Below are 18505 nucleotides of genomic sequence, written 5' to 3'. Positions count from 1 at the left end.
CCATCTTCCTTGTCCAAATACGCACGGCCCTACGGCCCTTGATCGCGTGCCGCCGGAAAGACGAACACCCGGTCGCGGCGCAGCATCAGCCACATGCAGGTGCCGGGTTTGGGCAGGAACACATTCGGCACGGTCGCGCGCAGGATCGAGCCATCGGCGTCCATCCTGAACTCGACCAGCGATTCCCGACCGATGAAGCGGGCGCGTTGCACGCAGGCGCGGGCGGCGGTGCCGTCCTGTGTGGTCGGCGCGGGGCCCTTGCCGGCGCGGTCAAAGTCGATCTTCAGATGCTGGGGGCGGATCACGATATCGACCGGCGTGCCATCCGCCAGCCCCGGCGTCAGGAAATCACCGAACGGCGTCTGCGTCAGCGCGCCCCGGCTGGTGCCATGCAACACGTTGATGTCGCTGAAAAACGCCGCCGCCTGAAGGTCGACGGGCGCGTTATACAGGTTATAGGGCGCACCCCGCTGCACGATGCGGCCATCGCGCATCAGCAGGATCTGGTCGGCCATCCGCATCGCCTCGACCGGGTCATGGGTGACCAGCAGGACGGCGGTGCCTTCCTCTTTCAGCAGCGCCAGCGTCTCGTCGCGGATGTCGTCGCGCAGGCGTTCGTCCAGGCCCGAGAACGGCTCATCCATCAAGAGGATGCGCGGGCTGGGGGCCAGGGCGCGGGCCAGGGCCACGCGCTGCTGCTCGCCCCCTGACAGGGCATGGGGGTAATCGTCGGCATGGGCGGCCAGATGCACCCGCTCCAGCAGCGCGCGCACCCGCGCCGGATGCGCGGCGACCCCGCCCTTCAGCCCGAAGCCTACGTTCTGCGCTACCGTCAGATGCGGAAACAGCGCAAAATCCTGAAACATCAGGCCAATGGCGCGGCGTTCGGGCGGGATGCGGAACACCGTGTCACAGATCAGATGGCCATCGGCATGGATCGACCCGCTGTCCTGCTTGTCGACACCCGCGATGATCCGCAGCGTGGTCGACTTGCCGCAGCCCGACGGACCCAGCAGGCAGGCGACCTGCCCCGCCTGAATGCCGAAGGACACGCCATCGACCACGGCGCGCCCGCCAAAGCGGCGCACCAGATCGCGCACTTCAAGCCGGGGCGGGGCGATATGCGAGGGGACTGGCTGATCGTTTTGGTCGGACATGCGCGTTCCCTACCAGCCCGCCCACGCCGCTTCAAGCCACGCTACATGACCGAGTTGAACCCGCCGCCATCCAGCAGGATGTTCTGCCCGATGATGAAGCCGGCGTGCTGCGAACACAGAAAGGCGCAGGCGGCGCCGAACTCGGCCGGGGTGCCGTAGCGCCCGGCGGGAATGGTCGCCTGCCGGTCGCGCCGCGCCTGATCCAGCGTGATGCCTGCCGTCTGCGCGGCGCCGCGATCCAGGCTGTCGGACCGATCGGTCTGATGCAGGCCCGGCAGGAGGTTGTTCACCGCCACCCCCTGCCCCGCGACCTGCCGCGACATGCCCGCGACAAAGCCCGTCAGCCCGGCGCGGGCGGTGTTCGACAGGCCTAGCACCGGGATCGGCGACTTGACCGATTGCGAGGTGATGTTGACCACCCGTCCCCAGCCACGCGCGGCCATCCCCGGCACCATGGCCTGCATCAGCGCGATCGGCGTCAGCATGTTGGCGCGGATCGCGGCCAGGAAGTCGGCCTCGGACCAGTTGGTCCAGGTGCCGGGGGGCGGCCCGCCGGCATTGGTCACAAGAATGTCGACATCGCCCGCTTGCGCGAGCACCTCGGCGCGACCGGCCTCGTCGGTGATATCGGCCGCAACGGTGGCCACCTGCACACCGAAACGATCGCGGATGGTGGCCGCGGTCGCCTCCAGCGCGTCGGCACCGCGCGCATTCAGCACAAGATCGCAACCGGCTTCGGCCAAGGCCTCGGCACAGCCCCGCCCCAAGCCCTTGGACGAGGCGCAAACCAGCGCGCGTTTCCCCCGGATACCCAGATCCATGCGATCCCCCTGTTTGGCCCTTTGCCTATCGCTAACAGGGGCGGGCCGGGGGTGAAAGGGGGCAAAGGGTGCTTTCGCGCGCCCGTGAAGCCCGCTATCGTCGCGCGGCAAACTGGTTGGTTTCCCAAGATGTGCCCTAGCCCTACCCCGTTTCACGCCGGCAGCGACATCCAGGTCGAGGTGTTCGCCGCGTCCGATTTCAGCGTCATCCGCGGCATCTGCACCGGCGACAGCCTGGGGCTGGCTGATCAGGTGAACCCCGGCGATGTCTATGCCCTGACGCCAGGCGCACAGGCGCAGCGCATCCTGATTCCGGTCGACGGCCAGGCCAATGCCGTGCCCGCCGCCAATCCGGTCGCGCGCCACCACCTGATGTCATCGCGCGGTGAATCGGTCATGGTCGTGGTGCTGCACCGCAATGACGGGCTGCTGATCCTGCCGCAAAGCCCACTCTTGATCGGCGAGGATTACACGCTGATCGAGGCGACCCCTTACAGTGGCCCGCTAGAGGGGCTGGGCTCGGTGATCGCGGCGTTCTCGGCGGGCACCGCGATCATCCTGGCCGATGGATCGTCGCGCCCGATCGAGCGGTTGCAGCCCGGCGATCTGGTGCTGACGCGCGATCACGGCGGCCAGCCCCTGCGCTGGATCGGCCAGTCATCGCTGGCTGGCGGCGGCCCGCTGGCACCGATCGTGTTCCGCGCCGGCTGCCTGGGCAATCTGGATGACCTGATCGTCGCCCCCACACAGCGCATGTTCGTTTTCCCGCATGAGGAAGGCGCCGCATGGGCCGGGCTGACAGGCGCGCGCCATGGCGTCCTGATCGAGGCGCGCCACCTGGTCGACAGCCAGACGATCTGCCCATTGCCCGAAGGAATCGTCGATCTGTTCGCCCTGGTGTTCGACCAGCACGAGGTGATTTATGCCGAAGGCATCCCCTGCGAAAGCCATCTGGTGACCGAGGCGACGCTGCGCCAGATCCCCGAACCGATGGCCCGCGAATTGCGCGACCGCTTTCCCGCGATGCGTCACCGCCCGCATTACGCGGTCGACGCCGGGCGCTGATCACGACGCCCGGCGAATCCCCATGAACCGCGCCCGCGCGCGGGGGTCATTGTCGAACAGAGCCGCAAGCTGTTCGGTCATCGCCCCCGCCAGTTGCTCGACATCGGTGATGGTGACCGCGCGCTGATAATAGCGGGTCACGTCATGGCCGATGCCGATCGCGATCAGCTCGACCGCGCGACGGCGTTCGACCATGGCGATCACGTCGCGCAAGTGCTTTTCCAGATAGCTGGCGGCATTGACCGACAGGGTGCTGTCGTCGACCGGCGCACCATCGGAAATCACCATCAGGATGCGCCGCGCCTCGGGGCGGGCCAGCATCCGGCGGTGCGCCCATTCCAGCGCCTCGCCGTCGATGTTTTCCTTCAGCAGGCCTTCCTTCATCATCAGGCCCAGGTTGGGCCGAACGCGCCGCCAGGGGGCATCGGCGGATTTGTAGATGATATGGCGCAGGTCGTTCAGGCGGCCCGGCTGGGCGGGCCGACCGGCGGCAAGCCAGGCCTCACGCGATTGGCCGCCCTTCCAGGCGCGGGTGGTAAAGCCCAGGATCTCGACCCGCACCTGGCAGCGTTCCAGCGTGCGCGCCAGCACGTCGGCGCAGATCGCGGCGATGGAAATCGGCCGGCCCCGCATCGACCCGGAATTGTCGATCAGGATCGTCACCACCGTGTCGCGGAACTCGGTATCCTTTTCCCATTTGAATGACAGCGGTGTGGTCGGGTTCGCCACCACCCGCGCCAGACGACCAGCATCAAGGATGCCTTCTTCCTTGTCGAACTCCCAACTGCGGTTCTGCTGGGCTTGCAGGCGGCGCTGCAACTTGTTCGCCAGACGGCTGACGGCACCTTTCAGCGGCTCAAGCTGGCGGTCCAGATAGGCGCGCAGGCGCTCCAGCTCGACCGGCTCGGCCAGATCCTCGGCGCGGATTTCCTCGTCATGGTCCTCGGTAAAGACCTTGTAATGCGGATCGGCCTCACTGACCGGTGGGGGCGGCGGCGGTTCCAGCGGGGCGTCGGCCTCGGGCAAGTCGGCCTCGTCCGACATCTCGTCCTCGGCCAGCTCATCCATGCTGACGCGCGCCTCGGACGGGTCGGATTGCTCATCCTGGGTCTGTTCGGAACTGGCCTCGGATTCGTCGGGCTGATCCTCGTCGCGGCCCTGATTGTCCTGCTGCTCTTCCTCGCCCTGCTCGTCGCCGCCCTCATCCTCGTCGGGCTGGTCGGGGTCGTCGCCCAACTGGTCGCCATAGCCCAGATCGGCAATGACTTTGCGCGCCAGCCGCGCGAAGGCCGCCTGATCGGACAGGGCGCCGGTCAGATCGGCCAGCGATCCGGCGGCGGCCTGTTCGACAAAGGGCCGCCACAGATCAGCGGCCTGCGCCGCCCCGGCGGGCAGCGCGCGCCCGGTCGCGGCCTCGCGCAGCAGATAACCGGCAGCGACCGCCAGCGGGATTTCCTCGCGCGAGCGCAGGCTGGTATAGCCGCGCTTCACCGCGTCATGGGCGATCTTGGCGTCGATGTTCGACAACGTGCCGGGCATGTCGCGGGCACCCAAAGCCTCGCACCGGGCGGTTTCCATCGCCTCGTAAAGCTCACGTGCCATCGCGCCGGGCGGGGTGAAGCGCATGCCCAAGGCGGGGTCGTGATGGCGCCGCTTCATCGCCAGGGCATCGGCGGTGCCCCGCGCCACCAGAACCTCATCGCGGGTCATGCGGCGGCTGATCTGCGGCAGACGCATGACATCGCCCGCCACCCCGGCCGGATCGACACTATAGGTGACGCTAAGGTCGGCATCATCGGCCAAGGTGCGCGTGGCCTCGGCCAGGGCCTTCTTGAACGGATCGGCGGGGTTGTCGGTGGCTTTCATGAAACCGGTTTCATCCAATTCCCCGGCCATGTCAAAGGGGCGCGTCGCGCGACCCTGCTAAACCCCTGCGGCGCGCCCGTCATACTGCGAGCGCGCGGCGTCAATGTGATCGGCATGATGCCAGACCCATTCGGCCAAGGCGTCGATCGGACGGAACAGATCGGCGCCCATCGTCGTCAGCGCATATTCGACCTGCGGCGGCGTGGTGGGCGTGACGGTGCGCGTCACAAAGCCGTCGCGTTCCAGATGGCGCAGGGTCTGGGTCAGCATCTTCTGCGAAATGGAACCCAATTCACGCTTCAGCGCGTTGAACCGCAACGGGCCGGGGCCAAGCGCGCGCACGATCAGCAGCGTCCATTTGTCCCCGATCCGCGACAGAAGCTCGCTCATCCTTTGGCAGGTGCCGGTTTCATGCGTGGTCCAAGGTTTCTTCAAAGTGCCTTCTTGCATGTCGCCTATCCGGTCTCTAGCTGATCCATAGTTACGAATTGAAACTTACATACGAACGGAGACCCAAATGTCCAAGCCCAAAATCGGCGTGATCGTCAGCTCGACCCGCGACACCCGCTTTGCCGACAAACCTGCGAACTGGTTCATGGATCAGGTCAAGGATCACGCCGAACTGGATTTCGACCTGCTGGACCTCCGGGATTTCGACCTGCCTTTCTTCAACGAAAAGGCCTCGAACGCCTGGGTGCCGTCCGAGGACGACAAGGCGGTGAAGTGGCAAAAGACGCTGGCTAAATATGATGGCTTCGTGGTGGTGATGGCCGAATACAACCGGTCGATCACCGGCGCGCTGAAGAACGCCTTCGATCAGGCCTACAAGGAGTGGAACCGCAAGCCGATCGGCGCGGTCGCTTATGGGTCGATGGGCGGCGCCTTCGCGCTGCAACATCTGCGCAATATCGCCACCGAATTGCAGATGGTGCCGGTGCGTTCGTCCGTTCACATCGGCGGCGCGGATTTCTTTACCGTCTCGCCGCTGGGGTCCGACAAGGACATGTCGGCGATCGAGGGCAATCTGAAGAACTCGCTGAATGGGTTGCTGGACGATCTGACCTGGTGGACCAAAGCCACCAAGGCCGCACGCAGCTAAGCAAAAAGGGGGGCGCTGCCCCCCTCGCGCGTACCGCGCTCACCCCCCGGAGTATTTGGGCAAAGCGGAAGATGATGTCTTTCTTGCCCAAATACGCGCGGGGTGCGGGGGCAGCCAGCCCCCGCTGCGACCTCTCAACCGGCCTTGGCCGCTGCGCTTTCGGGCAGTTCCTCGTCGAACAGGCGCTGATAGAACTCGGCCACGGTCTGACGTTCCAGTTCATCGCATTTGTTCAGGAAAGACAGCCGGAAGGCATAGCCGATATTGCGGAAGATCTCGGCGTTCTGCGCCCAGTTGATGACTGTGCGCGGCGACATCACCGTGGACAAGTCGCCATTCATGAAGGCGGTGCGGGTCAGGTCCGCGACCGTCACCATCTGGCTGATCTGCTTGCGGCCCTTTTCGGTGTTGTAATGCGGGCATTTCGCCAGAACGATCGCAGATTCCGCGTCATGCGACAGATAGTTCAGGGTCGCGACAAGCGACCAGCGGTCCATCTGTGCCTGGTTGATCTGCTGGGTGCCGTGGTAGAGCCCGGTCGTATCGCCCAGACCCACGGTGTTGGCGGTGGCGAACAGGCGGAAGTTGGGGTTCGGGGTGATGATCTCGTTCTGGTCCAGCAGGGTCAGCTTGCCATCATGTTCCAGCACGCGCTGGATCACGAACATCACATCGGCGCGGCCTGCGTCATATTCGTCGAATACGATGGCGACGGGATTGCGCAGCGCCCATGGCAGGATGCCCTCGTGGAACTCGGTCACCTGCTTGCCGTCGCGCAGCTTGATCGCGTCCTTGCCGATCAGGTCGATACGGCTGATGTGGCTGTCAAGGTTCACCCGCACGCAGGGCCAGTTCAGCCGCGCCGCCACCTGTTCGATATGGGTGGATTTGCCGGTGCCGTGATAGCCCTGGATCATCACCCGCCGGTTATAGGCAAAGCCCGCCAGGATCGCCAGGGTGGTATCGGGGTCGAACTTGTAGGTCGGGTCCGGTTCCGGCACCCGGTCGCTGCGCTCGGCAAAGGCGCGCACCTTCATGTCGCTGTCGATGCCGAACACATCGCGGATGTCGATATCCTCGGTCGGTTTCGCCTTGGGGTCCAGTTGCGCGTCCATAGCCTGCCCTTTCCAGATCACCCCGCAGACATGAAACATTCGTCCGGTGGGCGCAAGGCCGGAACCTTCCCCCGTGCTGGGCCGTTGCAGCGCGCAAACCCTGTGCTATTCAGGGCTCAACAATATGGGGACGGCGCGGATGAGCGGACTTCTGGCACTTCTGGACGATGTGGCGGGGATCGCCAAGGTCGCGGCGGCATCGGTCGACGATGTGGCCAGCATGACGGTCAAGGCCGGGGCCAAGGTCAGCGGCGTGGTGATCGACGATGCGGCCGTGACGCCGCGCTATGTCACCGGCTTTTCCGCCGACCGCGAATTGCCGATCATCTGGAAGATCGCCAAGGGGTCGATCTTCAACAAGCTGGTGATCTTGCTGCCGATCGCGCTGCTGCTGAAGGCGTTTGCGCCCTGGGCCATCGCGCCCCTGCTGATGATCGGCGGCGCCTATCTGTGCTTCGAGGGCGCCGAGAAGGTCTGGCACTGGCTGAACCCGCACACGCCCCATGCCGATGGTCATGTCGATAATGACGTCGATCCCGTCCGGCTTGAGGAAGAGCGCGTCGCGGGCGCGATCAAGACCGACTTCATCCTGTCGGCCGAGATCATGACCATCGCCCTTGCCACCCTGCCCGAGGGGCAGACGGTCTGGATGCAGGGCGGCGTGCTGTTCGCGGTCGCCGTGGCGATCACCGCTCTGGTCTATGGCGGTGTCGCGCTGATCGTGAAGATGGACGACATCGGCCTGCATATGGCCGAAAACGGCCGCCGCGCCACCGCCTCGCTGGGGCGCGGCATCCTGCGCTTCATGCCCGGCTTCATGAAGGCGCTGACCATCATCGGCACGGCGGCAATGATCTGGGTGGGGGGCAATATCGTCGTGCATGGCCTGCATGAACTTGGCGTGCATGAGCCTTACAACACCATTCACCACCTGGCCGAAGGTGCCGCCCATGCGGTGCCGCAGGCGGCGGGCTTTGTGAACTGGCTGGTGACGGCGGCGTTGGACGGGGTGATCGGGCTGATCCTGGGGCTGGCGCTGATCCCGGTCGCCACGCATGTCATCAACCCGCTGATCGGCAAGCTGACGGGCAAGGCTGCGGCGCATTAAGCGCCGCGCGCCCTTAGCGCGGCAGGTCGCGGCCGAACGGGCCGTCCTTGACCAGCGCCCCCAGTTGGCCGGCGTCCGCGCCGATCCGCCACGACAGCCCCATCCAGCCCTGCGCCAGCTGCGCGCCGCAGGCGCCGAGTAAGACCAGGATGGGGAAGATCCAGGCCGCCGACCAGCCTATCCGCAAGGGCGGCACAAGGATCAGCGCCAGAAACACCAGCCGGAACCCCCAGGCGGGCAGCGCCTGACCGGGGCCGTCCAACAGCCACAGGCTGCGCCCTGTCCAGCGCGCGGTCAGCGCGGTCAGGTTGAGAAAGCCGCCGGCATGGGCTGCGCGATGATACAGGCCTTGATACCTGCGCCGTTCATCATCTGCCCCTGCCGCGCAGGCGGCTTAATCCTTGAAGTTGCGGCTGTCCTTGATCTGATCCCAGGCCCAGACGACCTCTTGCAGGCGGTCCTCGTCGTCGCGGTTGCCGCCGTTCATGTCGGGGTGCAGATCCTTGACCAGGGATTTGTATTGCTTGCGGATCTCGGCGCGGGTCATGGTGTCGCGGGCATCCAGGATGTCCAGCGCCCGGCGTTCGGTCGGGGGCAGTTTGCGCGCGGCAGTGGGGCGGGCGGTGGCAGCGCCCTCGCCGGTCAGGCCATGCGGATCGCTAAGCCCGCCAAGGCCCAGCCGCGCGTCATCGGCGGCGCGGCCAAAGGGGCGGGTCGGGCGTTCCCAGACGGTCGCGTTGTCCAGGAACTTCTGGAACTCCTCGTCGCTTTGCCCCTGAAAATAATTCCACTTCAGGTTGTATTCGCGGACGTGATCCTTGCAGAACCACAGATAGTCATCCAGCGCCTTGGGCGAACGCGGCGCGCGGAAGGTGCCAGGCAGATCGCAGCCCGGATGATCGCAGCGCCGCCCGGCGGTCTCGAACGCGCCCGACATGCCGCGGCGACCCTTGGCACGCTTTTTCTTGTCGCTTGCCGCGGATAGGTCAAAGCCAAAGGGATCGTTCTTGGTCATCTGTCTCTGCCGGTCTGCTGCCTGTTGCCCGAGTCGGCTTTCCAACTCGGGGCGGGCAGTTTAGGCAAAGCGGCGGGCGGGCAAAACCCCCGAACCGGGAAAGGGCGGAAAAAGATGGACAAGCAGGACAGCATTGCGGCGCTGATGCGCGACCGGCTGGCGGCCTTGCAGCCGACCGAGATCGAGGTGCGTGACGACAGCGAACAGCACCGTGGCCATGCCGGCTGGCGCGAGGGTGGCCAGACCCATTTCCAGATCCGCCTGCGCGCGCCGGGGCTGGCCGGGCTGTCGCGCGTGGCCCGCCACCGCGCCGTGCATCAGGCGCTCGGCGCCGATCTGGTGGCGCGCATTCACGCGCTGTCGCTGGATCTGGGGTAAGGCGCGCCGCCTTGGCGCAGGGCGATGTAATCGTTCAGCAACGCCACACGGCGCGGGGCAAAGCTGCCGCCGCCGGGCACGACCGACACCATGCGCGCGACGTTGAAGCTGCGAAAGGTGCCGCGCAAGCAGCAATGCGCGACCAGCATCAGGTTACGGTCGAAATAGCCAAGCGCCAGCGGCCAGATCTCGCGCGTGGTGGTGGCGCCCATCAGGTCGGTATAGGTCAGCTGCAGGCTGGTCTCGTCCCAGCAGGCCTGACGGATCAGGTTCATGTCGACGCCGGGCGCGGGCGCGGGGGCCTGCGGGAAACAGCGGATCACCCGATGCGCGGCCTGCCGCATCTGTCGTTCGGGCAGCGTGGCGATGATCCGCGCCAGTGCCGCATCGCCCGCCGCCGTCAGATCGGCATCGCCCATTTCCGACAGCCGGCCAACCGCCAGGATCAGCGCCTCGATCTGAAGCCGGGTGAAGGTTTGCGGCGGCAAGGCGGGGTCTTCGGTCAGGCGGTAGCCCACGCCCGCCTCACCGTCGATCAGCGCGCCGCCCGCGCGAAGGGTGGCGATGTCGCGGTAGAGCGTGCGCGGGCTGACGCCGGTCTCGGCCGCCAGACGGGTAGCCGTCACCGGCGCGGGCAGGCGGCGCAGCGCATCCATCAGGCGCATCAGGCGGTCAGGGCGGGCCATCGTCATCCTGCCGGTTTCTGTCAGCAGGCCCAAGCTATGACAGGTGCATCAACCCCGCAAGGAGACTGTGCCATGCTGACCTTCTACCACGCCCCGAACAGCCGTTCGACCCTGATACTGGCGCTGTTGCGCGAACTGGATGCTGTCGATCAGGTGAACCTTGTGCGTGTCGACATCCCCCGCCAGGATGGCAGCGGCGCGCGCGATGCGGCGAATCCGCACCCCGAGGGCAAGGTGCCCTATCTGACCGACGGCGACGACTGGCTGCGCGAACGCGGTGCGATCTGCCTGTATCTGACCGACCGCTTTCCGGCGACGGGGCTTGGCCCGCTGCCCGACCAGCCGGGGCGCGGGCGTTATGTCAGTTGGCTGTCCTATTACCAGGGCGTCGTCGAGCCGGTCATGATCTTCGACTATCTGGGCCTGTCGCATCCGGCGCTGATGGCGACCTTCCGCGACATGCCCGCGATGTTTGACCGGCTGGATCAGGCACTGGCCGAGGGGCCGTATCTGCTGGGCGATCGCTTCAGCGCCGCCGACCTGCTGATCGCCAGCCCCTTTGGCTATTTCCCCGACATGTTGCCCGACGACCGTCCGGCGATCCGGGATTGGGTCGGCCGGGTGCTGGCGCGGCCCTCGCTGGCCTGGGCCAAGGCGCAGGACGCAGCGGGCTGAGCCAGAGGGGCCTGCCCCCTCGCGCTACGCGCTCACCCGCGGGATACTTTCGCCAAGAAGAAAGATCAGCCGAGGCGGGCCAGCACGTCGGCGGCAGCAGCCGAGGGGGCGGCGCGGCCCTGTTCGACCGCCGCGCCAGCCTGATCCATCGCGGCGCGCAGGGCCGGATCGGCGGTCAGGCGGGCCAGCAGCCCCTCGCGCAGTTCGGTTTCAAAGGCGCGGCGGGCCTGTGCGGCGCGGGTGCGGTGAAAAAACCCCTTGTCGCGCCGCCACTCGGCAAGGCGTTGCATCGCGGCCCAGGCCTCGGCCAGCCCCGCCTCGGTCACGGCGCTGACCGGCATCGCCAGCGGAAAGCCCTCGGGGTCTTGCGGGCGTTTGCGCAGCAATCGCAGCGCGCCCGCGTAATCGGCCACGGTGCGGCGCGCGGCAGGTTCCAGATCGCCATCGGCCTTGTTCACCAGGATCATGTCGGCCATTTCCATGATGCCGCGCTTGACGCCCTGCAACTCATCACCCCCCGCCGGGGCCATCAACAGCACGAACAGGTCGGACATGTCCGCGACCATGGTTTCCGACTGCCCCACGCCGACGGTTTCGATCAACACCACGTCAAAGCCCGCCGCCTCGCACAAAGCCACGGCCTCGCGCGTGCGGCGGGCGACGCCGCCCAGATGCGCCTGGCTGGGCGAGGGGCGGATGAAGGCCTGCGCGTCACGCGCGAGCCGGTCCATCCGGGTCTTGTCGCCCAGGATCGAGCCGCCCGACCGCGCGCTGGAGGGATCGACCGCCAGCACCGCCACCCGCAGCCCCTGCCCGGTCAGATGGCTGCCGAAGGCGTCGATCAGCGTGGATTTGCCGACCCCCGGCGTGCCCGACAGGCCGATGCGCAGCGCCTGACGACCTGTCCCCGCGAGGGTTGCCAGCAGCCGCTCGGCTGCGGCGCGGTGATCGGGACGCTGGCTTTCGATCAGGGTGATCGCGCGGGCCAGGGCGCGGCGATTGCCCGCAAGGATGTCCTGCGGGTCGGGCGTCGGGAAAGGGCGGCGTTCGTCGGTCACGGTCTGTCCTTGGGCTTGGCCGCAGACTGCCCGCGCCGGGCGCGCTTGTCCAGCACCGGGGGCCGCGCTGTGACGTCGCGCGCCAGCTTATGCCCGCTTCCCTTGCGCCGGGCTTCGTGCCACATCTGGCGGCCAGAGAGAATCCCATGACAACCCCAGATCGCCGCGCCCGTCTTTTCATTCTGTTGACCGTGCTGATTGATGCCACCGGGATGGGGATCATCTTTCCGGTCATGCCCGATCTGCTTGAGGAACTGACCCATGGCACGCTGGCGCAGGCGGCGATCTGGGGCGGGATCCTGTCGACATCCTATGCGGCGATGCAGTTCCTGTTCGGGCCGATCATCGGCAACCTGTCCGACAGCTGGGGGCGGCGGCCGGTGATGCTGCTGGCGCTGCTGGTGATGGCGGCCGATTTCGTGGCGATGGCCCTGGCCCATACCGTCTGGCTGGTGCTGGCCACGCGCATCATCGGCGGCATCAGCGCCGCCACCCATTCAACCGCGACCGCCTATATGGCCGACATCTCGCCGCCCGAACAAAAGGGGCGCAACTTCGGCCTGATCGGCGCGGCCTTCGGTATCGGTTTCGTGCTCGGCCCGGTGCTGGGCGGAGCGGCGGCGCATATCGACCTGCGCGCGCCGTTCTGGATCGCGGGCGGTCTGGCGGCGGCGAACCTGGTGTTCGGCTGGTTCGTGCTGCCCGAAACCGTCACCGACCGCATCCGCCGCCCGTTCACCTGGTCGCGGGCCAATCCGCTGGCCTCGTTCGCGGCGATCGGCAAGATGCGGCGGCTGCGGCCCTATCTGATCGTTTTTGCGATCTTCCAGCTGGCGATGTTCGTCTATCCCGCAATCTGGAGCTTTTGGGCCAAGGCCCGCTTCGGATGGGAACCGGCGATGATCGGCCTGTCGCTGGCCCTGTTCGGCGTGTCGATGGCTGTGGTGAACACCATGTTGGTCGGGCCGGTCATCAAACGGCTTGGCGCGCCGCGCGCGGTCTTTCTCAGCTTCGTGCTGGAGGTGATGGCCTGCGTCTTTTACGGCCTTGTCACATCCGGCACGGCGGCGCTGTTCTTTACCCCGTTTGCGGCACTTGCGGCCTTTGGCGGGCCGGGCCTGCAACAGATCATGTCGAACGCCGTGCCCGCCGACCAACAGGGTGAGTTGCAGGGCGTGCTGGGGTCGCTGACGGCGCTGTCCACCGCGCTGTCACCGCTGTTGATGACCTGGGCGTTTTCGTTCTTCACCTCGGAAAAGGCGCCGATGCAGGTGCCGGGCGCGCCCTATCTGCTGGCCGCCGGTTTGATGGTAGTGGCGATCCTGATGCTGCCGCGTCCGCCCCGGCGCAAGGGGTTGGGCGGGCGGCGCGTCGCTGCGGACAGCGCCCGTTAACCGCGCCCGACCAGCGGCATCGAACTGGCCATCACCGTCAGGTTCAGCACATTCGCCCCCGGCGGCATCGCGGCCATGGTCATCACCGCATCGCAGACCGCACCCATGTCCATCATCGGTTCGGCGCGGATACTGCCATCGGCCTGCGGCACGCCGCGCGCAATCTGATCGGCCAGATCGGTGCGCACATTGCCGATGTCGATCTGCCCGGCCGCGATGCCAAAGGCCCGCCCGTCCAGCGCCAGCGTCCGCGTCAGCCCGGTGATTGCATGCTTGGTGGTCGTATAGATCACCGAACCGGGGCGCGGCGCCTGCGCGCTGACCGATCCATTGTTGATGATCCGCCCGCCCTGCGGGTCTTGCGCGCGCATCCGCGCGAAGCCCGCACGGGCGGCGTTGAACATGCCGGTCAGGTTGACCGCCAGCCCCTGCGCCCAGTCGGCATCGCTGATCGTGTCGATCGTGCCCGCGCGCGGCAGCACACCGGCATTGTTGAACACCACGTCGATGCGCCCGAACCGCGCCGTGGCCGCGTCAAAGGCGGCCTCGACCTGCGCGCTGTCGGTGACGTCACAGGCGCAGGCCAAAGCGCGCGGCTGGCCCGCCGCCAGATCGGCCAGCACATCGGCCCGCCGGGCCAGCATCGCAACCGACCAGCCATCGGCCAGCGCCCGTTCCGCCACCGCCCGCCCGATCCCGGCGCTGGCGCCGGTGATGACCATCACCCCGGCCATCAGAAGGCCCGGAACGTGATGGTGGTCAACGTGCGCGAGATGCCGGGAATGTCGAACAGCTTTTCGTTCAGGAAATGCCCGATGTCCTGATCTTCGGCGACATAGACCTTGGCGATCAGGTCATACTCGCCCGAGGTCGAGAACAGCTCGCTGACCACCTCGCGGTCATAGATGGCTTCGGCCACGGCATAGGTCTGGCCCGGGTGGCAACGGAATTGAACGAAAACGCAGCGCATGGTGGCCCCTTTCTGTTTCGGGCCACGCTAGACGGGCGCGGGGCGCGGCTCAACCCCGGCTGCGCCGCCGTCGGCCACCGCCGCCGCCCTCATCGCCGCCGCCGGTGTTGAAGCTGACATTGGGTAGCGGCACCACGGCGGTCAGTTTCGGAAACGGGTCTGTGGCATGGGGGATGGCGTTCGCGGCGACGAAATGATCCTGAAACTTCGGCGCGATGGCGGTTTCGATTTTGGTGATGCGGCGGACCTGCGCCTCGATCGCGGCGCGTTCGGCGACCGAACACAAAGCCATGCGCGCGCCGGTTCCGGCGGCATTGCCCGCACTTGTCACGCGATCCTCGGGCGCGTCGGGGATCATGCCCAGGATCAGCGCATGGCGCGGGCTGATATGGGCGCCAAAGGCCCCGGCCAGCACGACGCGATCGACGGTCTCCGCCCCGATCTCGTCCATCAGCAGCCGCGCCCCTGCGTAAAGCGCCGATTTCGCAAGCTGGATGGCGCGGATATCGCCTTGCGTCGCGGTGATGCGCGGGCCGCCCTGCGCTGATCCGTCATGGATCAGATAGGCATGGGTGCGCCCCATCGGCTCAGACCGCGCGGTGCCGGTCTGTTCGGCCGATCCGATCAGACCCGAAGCGTCGACCAGCCCCGCCGCCCGCATTTCGGCCACCGCCTCGATGATGCCCGATCCGCAGATCCCGGTGACGCCGGTTTTCGCCGTCGCCTCGGCAAAGCCCGGATCATCCGACCACAACTCGCTGCCGATGACACGGAAGCGGGGTTCCTTGGTCACCGGGTCGATGCGGATGCGTTCGATGGCGCCCGGCGCGGCACGCTGGCCGCTGGAAATCTGCGCGCCCTCGAACGCCGGGCCGGTGGGCGATGAACAGGCCAGCACGCCGGTCGCGCGCGAGCCCAGCAGGATCTCGGCATTGGTGCCGACATCGACGACCAGCACCAGATCATCGCTGTCCTGCGGCGCCTCGGACAGCGCCACCGCCGCCGCATCGGCGCCGACATGGCCCGCGATCAAGGGCAGCACATAGGCCCGCGCCGAAGCGCCGATGCTGGTCAGGCCGATCTCGGCTGCCGCAAGCGACAGGCTGTCGCCGGTGGCCAAAGCAAAGGGCGCCTGACCCAGTTCCACCGGGTCGATGCCCAGCAGCAGGTGGTGCATGACCGGGTTGCAGACGATCACCGCCTCAAGCACGTCGCGGGGATCGATTGCCGCCTCGGTCGCCAGCGCCTCGGCCAGGGTCGACAGCGCCTGCCGCACGGCAGCCGTCATCTCGACCTCGCCGCCCGGGTTCATCATCACATAGCTGACGCGGCTCATCAGATCTTCGCCAAAACGGATCTGCGGGTTCATCAGCCCGGATGAGGCCAGCACCCGCCCGTCATCCAGCGCCACCAGATGCCCGGCGATGGTGGTGGACCCCAGGTCGATGGCCAGGCCGTAAGCCGGCGCATCGCGCAGGCCGGGCCACAGCCCGACCAGACGCGGCGCGGCCCCGGTCTGATCCCGATGCACCGCCGCCGTGACGGTGAAATTGCCCTTGCGCAGCACCTTTTGCAGGGCTTGCAGCGCGGCCAGATCAGCGGTCAGGCCGGTGATCTGCCATTGCTCGGCCAAGGCCATCGCCAGCCGCTGAAAATCGCCCTCGGGGGCGTGCATGTCGGGTTCGGCGACCTGCACCACATAAAGCCGGATCGCCGGGTCCATCACCATGGCGCGTTCGGTCGCGGATTTGCGGATCACCTGCTTGTGCAACTGGCTTTCCGGCGGCACGTCGATGACCACATCCTTCTGGATCAGCGCCTGACAGCCCAGACGGCGACCGGGCTTGAGGCCGCGCACCCGGTCATAGCGTTCCTCGACCGCGTTGACGGGCGACAGCGCGTCGGCTTCCACCGTCACGCCATGTTTGGCGAACTCACCCAGACCGGGCGCGATCTGGCATTTGGAACAGATGCCGCGCCCGCCGCAGACCGAATCCAGATCAACGCCCAACTGCCGCGCGGCGGTCAGAACCGGGGTGCCGGCAGCAACCCGGCCACGCTTGCCCGAGGGGGTGAAGATCACCAGCGGATCGCGGTTGTCGGTCATCGGATCGTCCTGTCTGACGGGGCCGTGGCGCCCCCTGTGGGATCTGCTCAGGCTAGGCCGGGCCGCGCCGCCGGTCTGGCCCGGCGGCGACATCCGGCGCGGCATTCGCGGCCTAATCCAGCGCGCGCGCCTCATCCACCAGCATGATCGGGATACCGGCGCGGATCGGAAAGGCCAGCTTCGCCGCCGCGCTGACCAACTCGGCACGGTCGGCATCGTAATGCAGCACCGAATGCGTCACCGGGCAGACCAGTGCTTCAAGCATCCGGGGATCGAAGGCGGGGCCGGTCTCGGCGGCGGTCTGGGGCGTGTCGGTCATTGCAGGGTCTCCTCATCGCTGCCGCCGGTGGCCAGTTCATAGTCGATCAGCGCCGAAAGCGCCTCGCGCCGACGGGTCAGCGAGGCCGCCTCAAGCAGGGCCTGCTTTTCAGACGCCTCGAACGGCAGCATCATCGACAGGCCGTTGATCAGCAGCTCATCCTCGGCCTGGCGCAGGCCATCCCAATCGGTTTCCAGACTGCGCATATCAAAGAACCGCGACAGCCGGTCGAACATCAGCGTCCGGTTCAGGCCGGGGTCGGTTTCGACCTCGCGCGCGCGGTCGCGCTCGAACCCCGCCCAATCGACGCGACCCCGGCGATAGGGGGTGAAGCCGTCCTCAAGCCGAGACAGCCGGAACCGCGACACCGCCGACAGGGTGATCATGTAACGCCCGTCCTCGGTCTCGACAAAGCCGGTGACGCGACCCGCGCCACCGACCGCCGCCAGACTGCCATCGTCGCGCTTTTGCATGATGCCGATCAGCCGTTCGGGGGTTTTCAGAACGTCCTCAAGCATTTGCAGATAGCGCGGTTCGAACAGTTGCAGCGGCAGGCGGGCGCGCGGCAGCAGGATCGCGCCGGACAGCACGAACAGCGGCAGCACTTCGGGCAGGTCGAAACTGCGCATGATCAGGCAAAGATCATCGAGGACAGGCGCCGCCGCCCCTTGATCGCCACCGGATCATTGGGTTTCAGCGCGTCGAAAATGGTCATCAACTGCGCCTTGGCCGCGCCCTCGTTCCAGTCGCGGTCGCGGCGGAACAGTTCAAGCAGGTGGTCGACAGCCTGATCGCTGTGACCTTCGGCTTGCAGCGCGGTGGCCAGATCGAAGCGCGCCTGATGATCGGCGGGGTCGGCCTCGACCCGCGCCAGCAGCTCGGCGGCGGGGCCGGCAGAGGCGGCCTGACGCAGCAGCGCCAGTTGCGCCCGCGCCCCCTCAAGCTGGCCGGCGATCGCGGCGGGGGCCGCGTCCAGCAGCGCCTGCGCCTGATCGGCATCGCCAAGCGCCAGATGCGCGCGCACCAGCCCGCCATAGGCAGCGGCGTTTTCCGGCTCCTCGCCCAGGATCGCGGCGAAGGTTTCGGCGGCATCGGCGGCCTCACCCTCGGCCAGCATCTGTTCGGCGGCCTCGACGGCGGCTGCCAGACCGCCATCATCGGTCAGCGCCAGCAGCTTGTCGACAAAGGCCTTGATTTCCGACCCGGGCAGCGCCCCCTGAAAGGCATCGACCGGCTGGCCCTGATGAAAGGCATAGACCGTGGGGATGGACTGCACGCGAAGCTGCGCGGCGATCATCTGGTTTTCGTCGACATTGACCTTGACCATGCGGATCTTGCCCTTGGCGCGCGTCACCTCGGCCTCAAGCGCGGGGCCAAGCTGGCGACAGGGGCCACACCAGGGCGCCCAGAAATCGACGATCACCGGCTGGTTCATCGAGGCGTCGACGACCTCGGCCATGAAATCGGCCTCGGTCACGTCCTTGATGTAATCGACCGGGGCGGCGGCCTTGTCGGCGGAACCGGACAGCAGCATGAAACTCACCTTATCTTCGGATCGCGCGGCGGGCGCGCTTTGGCGCCAATATGGGGCCGGACGCCGCCAAGGCCAAGCCCATCTGTGGCCGAATGGCCCCGTTCGGGGAACCAGACCGGCCGGTTCGGGTTGGTTGGT

The 18505-nt window shown here is 67.1% G+C and carries 21 protein-coding genes; 6 read left to right on the top strand and 15 right to left on the bottom strand.

Annotation, left to right across the window (positions count from 1 at the left end; all coding sequences use genetic code 11):
- Nucleotides 1-29: 29 nt before the first annotated feature.
- Together ACEYYA_RS03235 and ACEYYA_RS03230 are read right to left on the bottom strand one after the other, a co-directional pair.
- A complete protein-coding gene (locus ACEYYA_RS03235) occupies nucleotides 30-1157 on the bottom strand; it encodes an ABC transporter ATP-binding protein (protein ID WP_374797531.1) in 1128 nt (375 codons plus the stop codon).
- Between the two features lie 41 nt (nucleotides 1158-1198).
- Complete coding sequence (locus tag ACEYYA_RS03230) at nucleotides 1199-1978, bottom strand: SDR family oxidoreductase (protein ID WP_374797529.1); 780 nt, start codon at nucleotides 1976-1978, stop codon at nucleotides 1199-1201.
- Between the two features lie 129 nt (nucleotides 1979-2107).
- Here ACEYYA_RS03230 and ACEYYA_RS03225 point away from each other — a divergent pair, with 129 nt between their 5' ends.
- Nucleotides 2108-3043: a Hint domain-containing protein gene (locus ACEYYA_RS03225; protein ID WP_374797527.1), complete on the top strand. Its 936-nt coding sequence runs from the start codon at nucleotides 2108-2110 to the stop codon at nucleotides 3041-3043.
- Here the strand turns inward: ACEYYA_RS03225 and cobT are convergent, their stop codons facing one another.
- Together cobT and ACEYYA_RS03215 are read right to left on the bottom strand one after the other, a co-directional pair.
- Nucleotides 3044-4909 carry a cobaltochelatase subunit CobT gene (cobT, locus tag ACEYYA_RS03220; RefSeq protein WP_374797525.1) on the bottom strand — a complete coding sequence of 622 codons (1866 nt, stop codon included), beginning with the start codon at nucleotides 4907-4909 and terminating at the stop codon, nucleotides 3044-3046.
- Nucleotides 4910-4966: 57 nt separating this feature from the next.
- Nucleotides 4967-5299, bottom strand: a complete 333-nt coding sequence (locus tag ACEYYA_RS03215) for a winged helix-turn-helix transcriptional regulator (protein WP_374797523.1) — start codon at nucleotides 5297-5299, stop codon at nucleotides 4967-4969.
- A gap of 127 nt (nucleotides 5300-5426) precedes the next feature.
- On the opposite strand from ACEYYA_RS03215, the gene ACEYYA_RS03210 reads away from it, so the two are divergent.
- Complete coding sequence (locus ACEYYA_RS03210; protein ID WP_374797521.1) at nucleotides 5427-6008, top strand: NADPH-dependent FMN reductase; 582 nt, start codon at nucleotides 5427-5429, stop codon at nucleotides 6006-6008.
- Between the two features lie 134 nt (nucleotides 6009-6142).
- Here ACEYYA_RS03210 and cobS read toward each other — a convergent pair whose 3' ends face one another.
- Nucleotides 6143-7123, bottom strand: coding sequence for a cobaltochelatase subunit CobS (gene cobS, locus ACEYYA_RS03205; RefSeq protein ID WP_374797519.1), 981 nt, complete (start codon nucleotides 7121-7123; stop codon nucleotides 6143-6145).
- 139 nt (nucleotides 7124-7262) lie between these two features.
- Between cobS and ACEYYA_RS03200 the strand changes: the two genes are divergently transcribed.
- A complete protein-coding gene (locus ACEYYA_RS03200) occupies nucleotides 7263-8231 on the top strand; it encodes a DUF808 domain-containing protein (RefSeq protein WP_374797517.1) in 969 nt (322 codons plus the stop codon).
- 13 nt (nucleotides 8232-8244) lie between these two features.
- Here ACEYYA_RS03200 and ACEYYA_RS03195 read toward each other — a convergent pair whose 3' ends face one another.
- Entirely contained in the window at nucleotides 8245-8493 is a 249-nt protein-coding gene (locus ACEYYA_RS03195; RefSeq protein ID WP_374797515.1) for a hypothetical protein, read from the bottom strand.
- 132 nt (nucleotides 8494-8625) lie between these two features.
- Nucleotides 8626-9246: a J domain-containing protein gene (locus ACEYYA_RS03190; protein WP_374797513.1), complete on the bottom strand. Its 621-nt coding sequence runs from the start codon at nucleotides 9244-9246 to the stop codon at nucleotides 8626-8628.
- 114 nt (nucleotides 9247-9360) lie between these two features.
- On the opposite strand from ACEYYA_RS03190, the gene ACEYYA_RS03185 reads away from it, so the two are divergent.
- Nucleotides 9361-9624: a BolA family protein gene (locus tag ACEYYA_RS03185; protein ID WP_374797511.1), complete on the top strand. Its 264-nt coding sequence runs from the start codon at nucleotides 9361-9363 to the stop codon at nucleotides 9622-9624.
- On the opposite strand, the gene ACEYYA_RS03180 is transcribed toward ACEYYA_RS03185, so the two are convergent.
- The gene (locus ACEYYA_RS03180) at nucleotides 9597-10310 is read right to left on the bottom strand and encodes a helix-turn-helix transcriptional regulator (protein WP_374797509.1); all 714 of its coding nucleotides are present in this window, start codon (nucleotides 10308-10310) and stop codon (nucleotides 9597-9599) included. The two genes, ACEYYA_RS03185 and ACEYYA_RS03180, sit on opposite strands and share 28 nt — an antisense overlap.
- A gap of 72 nt (nucleotides 10311-10382) precedes the next feature.
- Between ACEYYA_RS03180 and ACEYYA_RS03175 the strand changes: the two genes are divergently transcribed.
- A complete protein-coding gene (locus ACEYYA_RS03175; protein WP_374797507.1) occupies nucleotides 10383-10985 on the top strand; it encodes a glutathione S-transferase family protein in 603 nt (200 codons plus the stop codon).
- Nucleotides 10986-11050: 65 nt separating this feature from the next.
- Here ACEYYA_RS03175 and meaB read toward each other — a convergent pair whose 3' ends face one another.
- The gene (gene meaB / locus ACEYYA_RS03170; protein ID WP_374797505.1) at nucleotides 11051-12043 is read right to left on the bottom strand and encodes a methylmalonyl Co-A mutase-associated GTPase MeaB; all 993 of its coding nucleotides are present in this window, start codon (nucleotides 12041-12043) and stop codon (nucleotides 11051-11053) included.
- An 89-nt stretch (nucleotides 12044-12132) separates the two neighbouring features.
- On the opposite strand from meaB, the gene ACEYYA_RS03165 reads away from it, so the two are divergent.
- Entirely contained in the window at nucleotides 12133-13437 is a 1305-nt protein-coding gene (locus ACEYYA_RS03165) for a TCR/Tet family MFS transporter (RefSeq protein ID WP_374797503.1), read from the top strand.
- Here ACEYYA_RS03165 and ACEYYA_RS03160 read toward each other — a convergent pair.
- The 6 genes from ACEYYA_RS03160 to trxA all read right to left on the bottom strand — a co-directional run bounded on the left by ACEYYA_RS03160 (nucleotide 13434) and on the right by trxA (nucleotide 18367).
- Nucleotides 13434-14171, bottom strand: coding sequence for an SDR family oxidoreductase (locus ACEYYA_RS03160; protein WP_374797501.1), 738 nt, complete (start codon nucleotides 14169-14171; stop codon nucleotides 13434-13436). The genes ACEYYA_RS03165 and ACEYYA_RS03160 overlap by 4 nt on opposite strands.
- Complete coding sequence (locus ACEYYA_RS03155; RefSeq protein ID WP_374797499.1) at nucleotides 14171-14407, bottom strand: Lrp/AsnC ligand binding domain-containing protein; 237 nt, start codon at nucleotides 14405-14407, stop codon at nucleotides 14171-14173. The genes ACEYYA_RS03160 and ACEYYA_RS03155 overlap by 1 nt, the downstream gene beginning before the upstream one ends.
- Nucleotides 14408-14456: 49 nt before the next feature.
- Nucleotides 14457-16514 carry an ASKHA domain-containing protein gene (locus ACEYYA_RS03150; RefSeq protein WP_374797497.1) on the bottom strand — a complete coding sequence of 686 codons (2058 nt, stop codon included), beginning with the start codon at nucleotides 16512-16514 and terminating at the stop codon, nucleotides 14457-14459.
- Nucleotides 16515-16626: 112 nt separating this feature from the next.
- On the bottom strand, nucleotides 16627-16833 hold the full coding sequence (locus ACEYYA_RS03145) for a Trm112 family protein (RefSeq protein ID WP_374797495.1): 207 nt from the start codon (nucleotides 16831-16833) through the stop codon (nucleotides 16627-16629).
- On the bottom strand, nucleotides 16830-17465 hold the full coding sequence (locus tag ACEYYA_RS03140; protein ID WP_374798100.1) for an LON peptidase substrate-binding domain-containing protein: 636 nt from the start codon (nucleotides 17463-17465) through the stop codon (nucleotides 16830-16832). Before ACEYYA_RS03140 ends, ACEYYA_RS03145 begins: the two co-directional genes overlap by 4 nt.
- On the bottom strand, nucleotides 17465-18367 hold the full coding sequence (gene trxA, locus ACEYYA_RS03135; RefSeq protein ID WP_374797493.1) for a thioredoxin: 903 nt from the start codon (nucleotides 18365-18367) through the stop codon (nucleotides 17465-17467). The genes ACEYYA_RS03140 and trxA overlap by 1 nt, the downstream gene beginning before the upstream one ends.
- Nucleotides 18368-18505 lie beyond the last annotated feature (138 nt).

This window comes from Paracoccus zhouxuedongae (assembly GCF_041927815.1).
Classification (GTDB): domain Bacteria; phylum Pseudomonadota; class Alphaproteobacteria; order Rhodobacterales; family Rhodobacteraceae; genus Paracoccus.
This window is presented reverse-complemented; position numbering and strand designations above follow the sequence as displayed.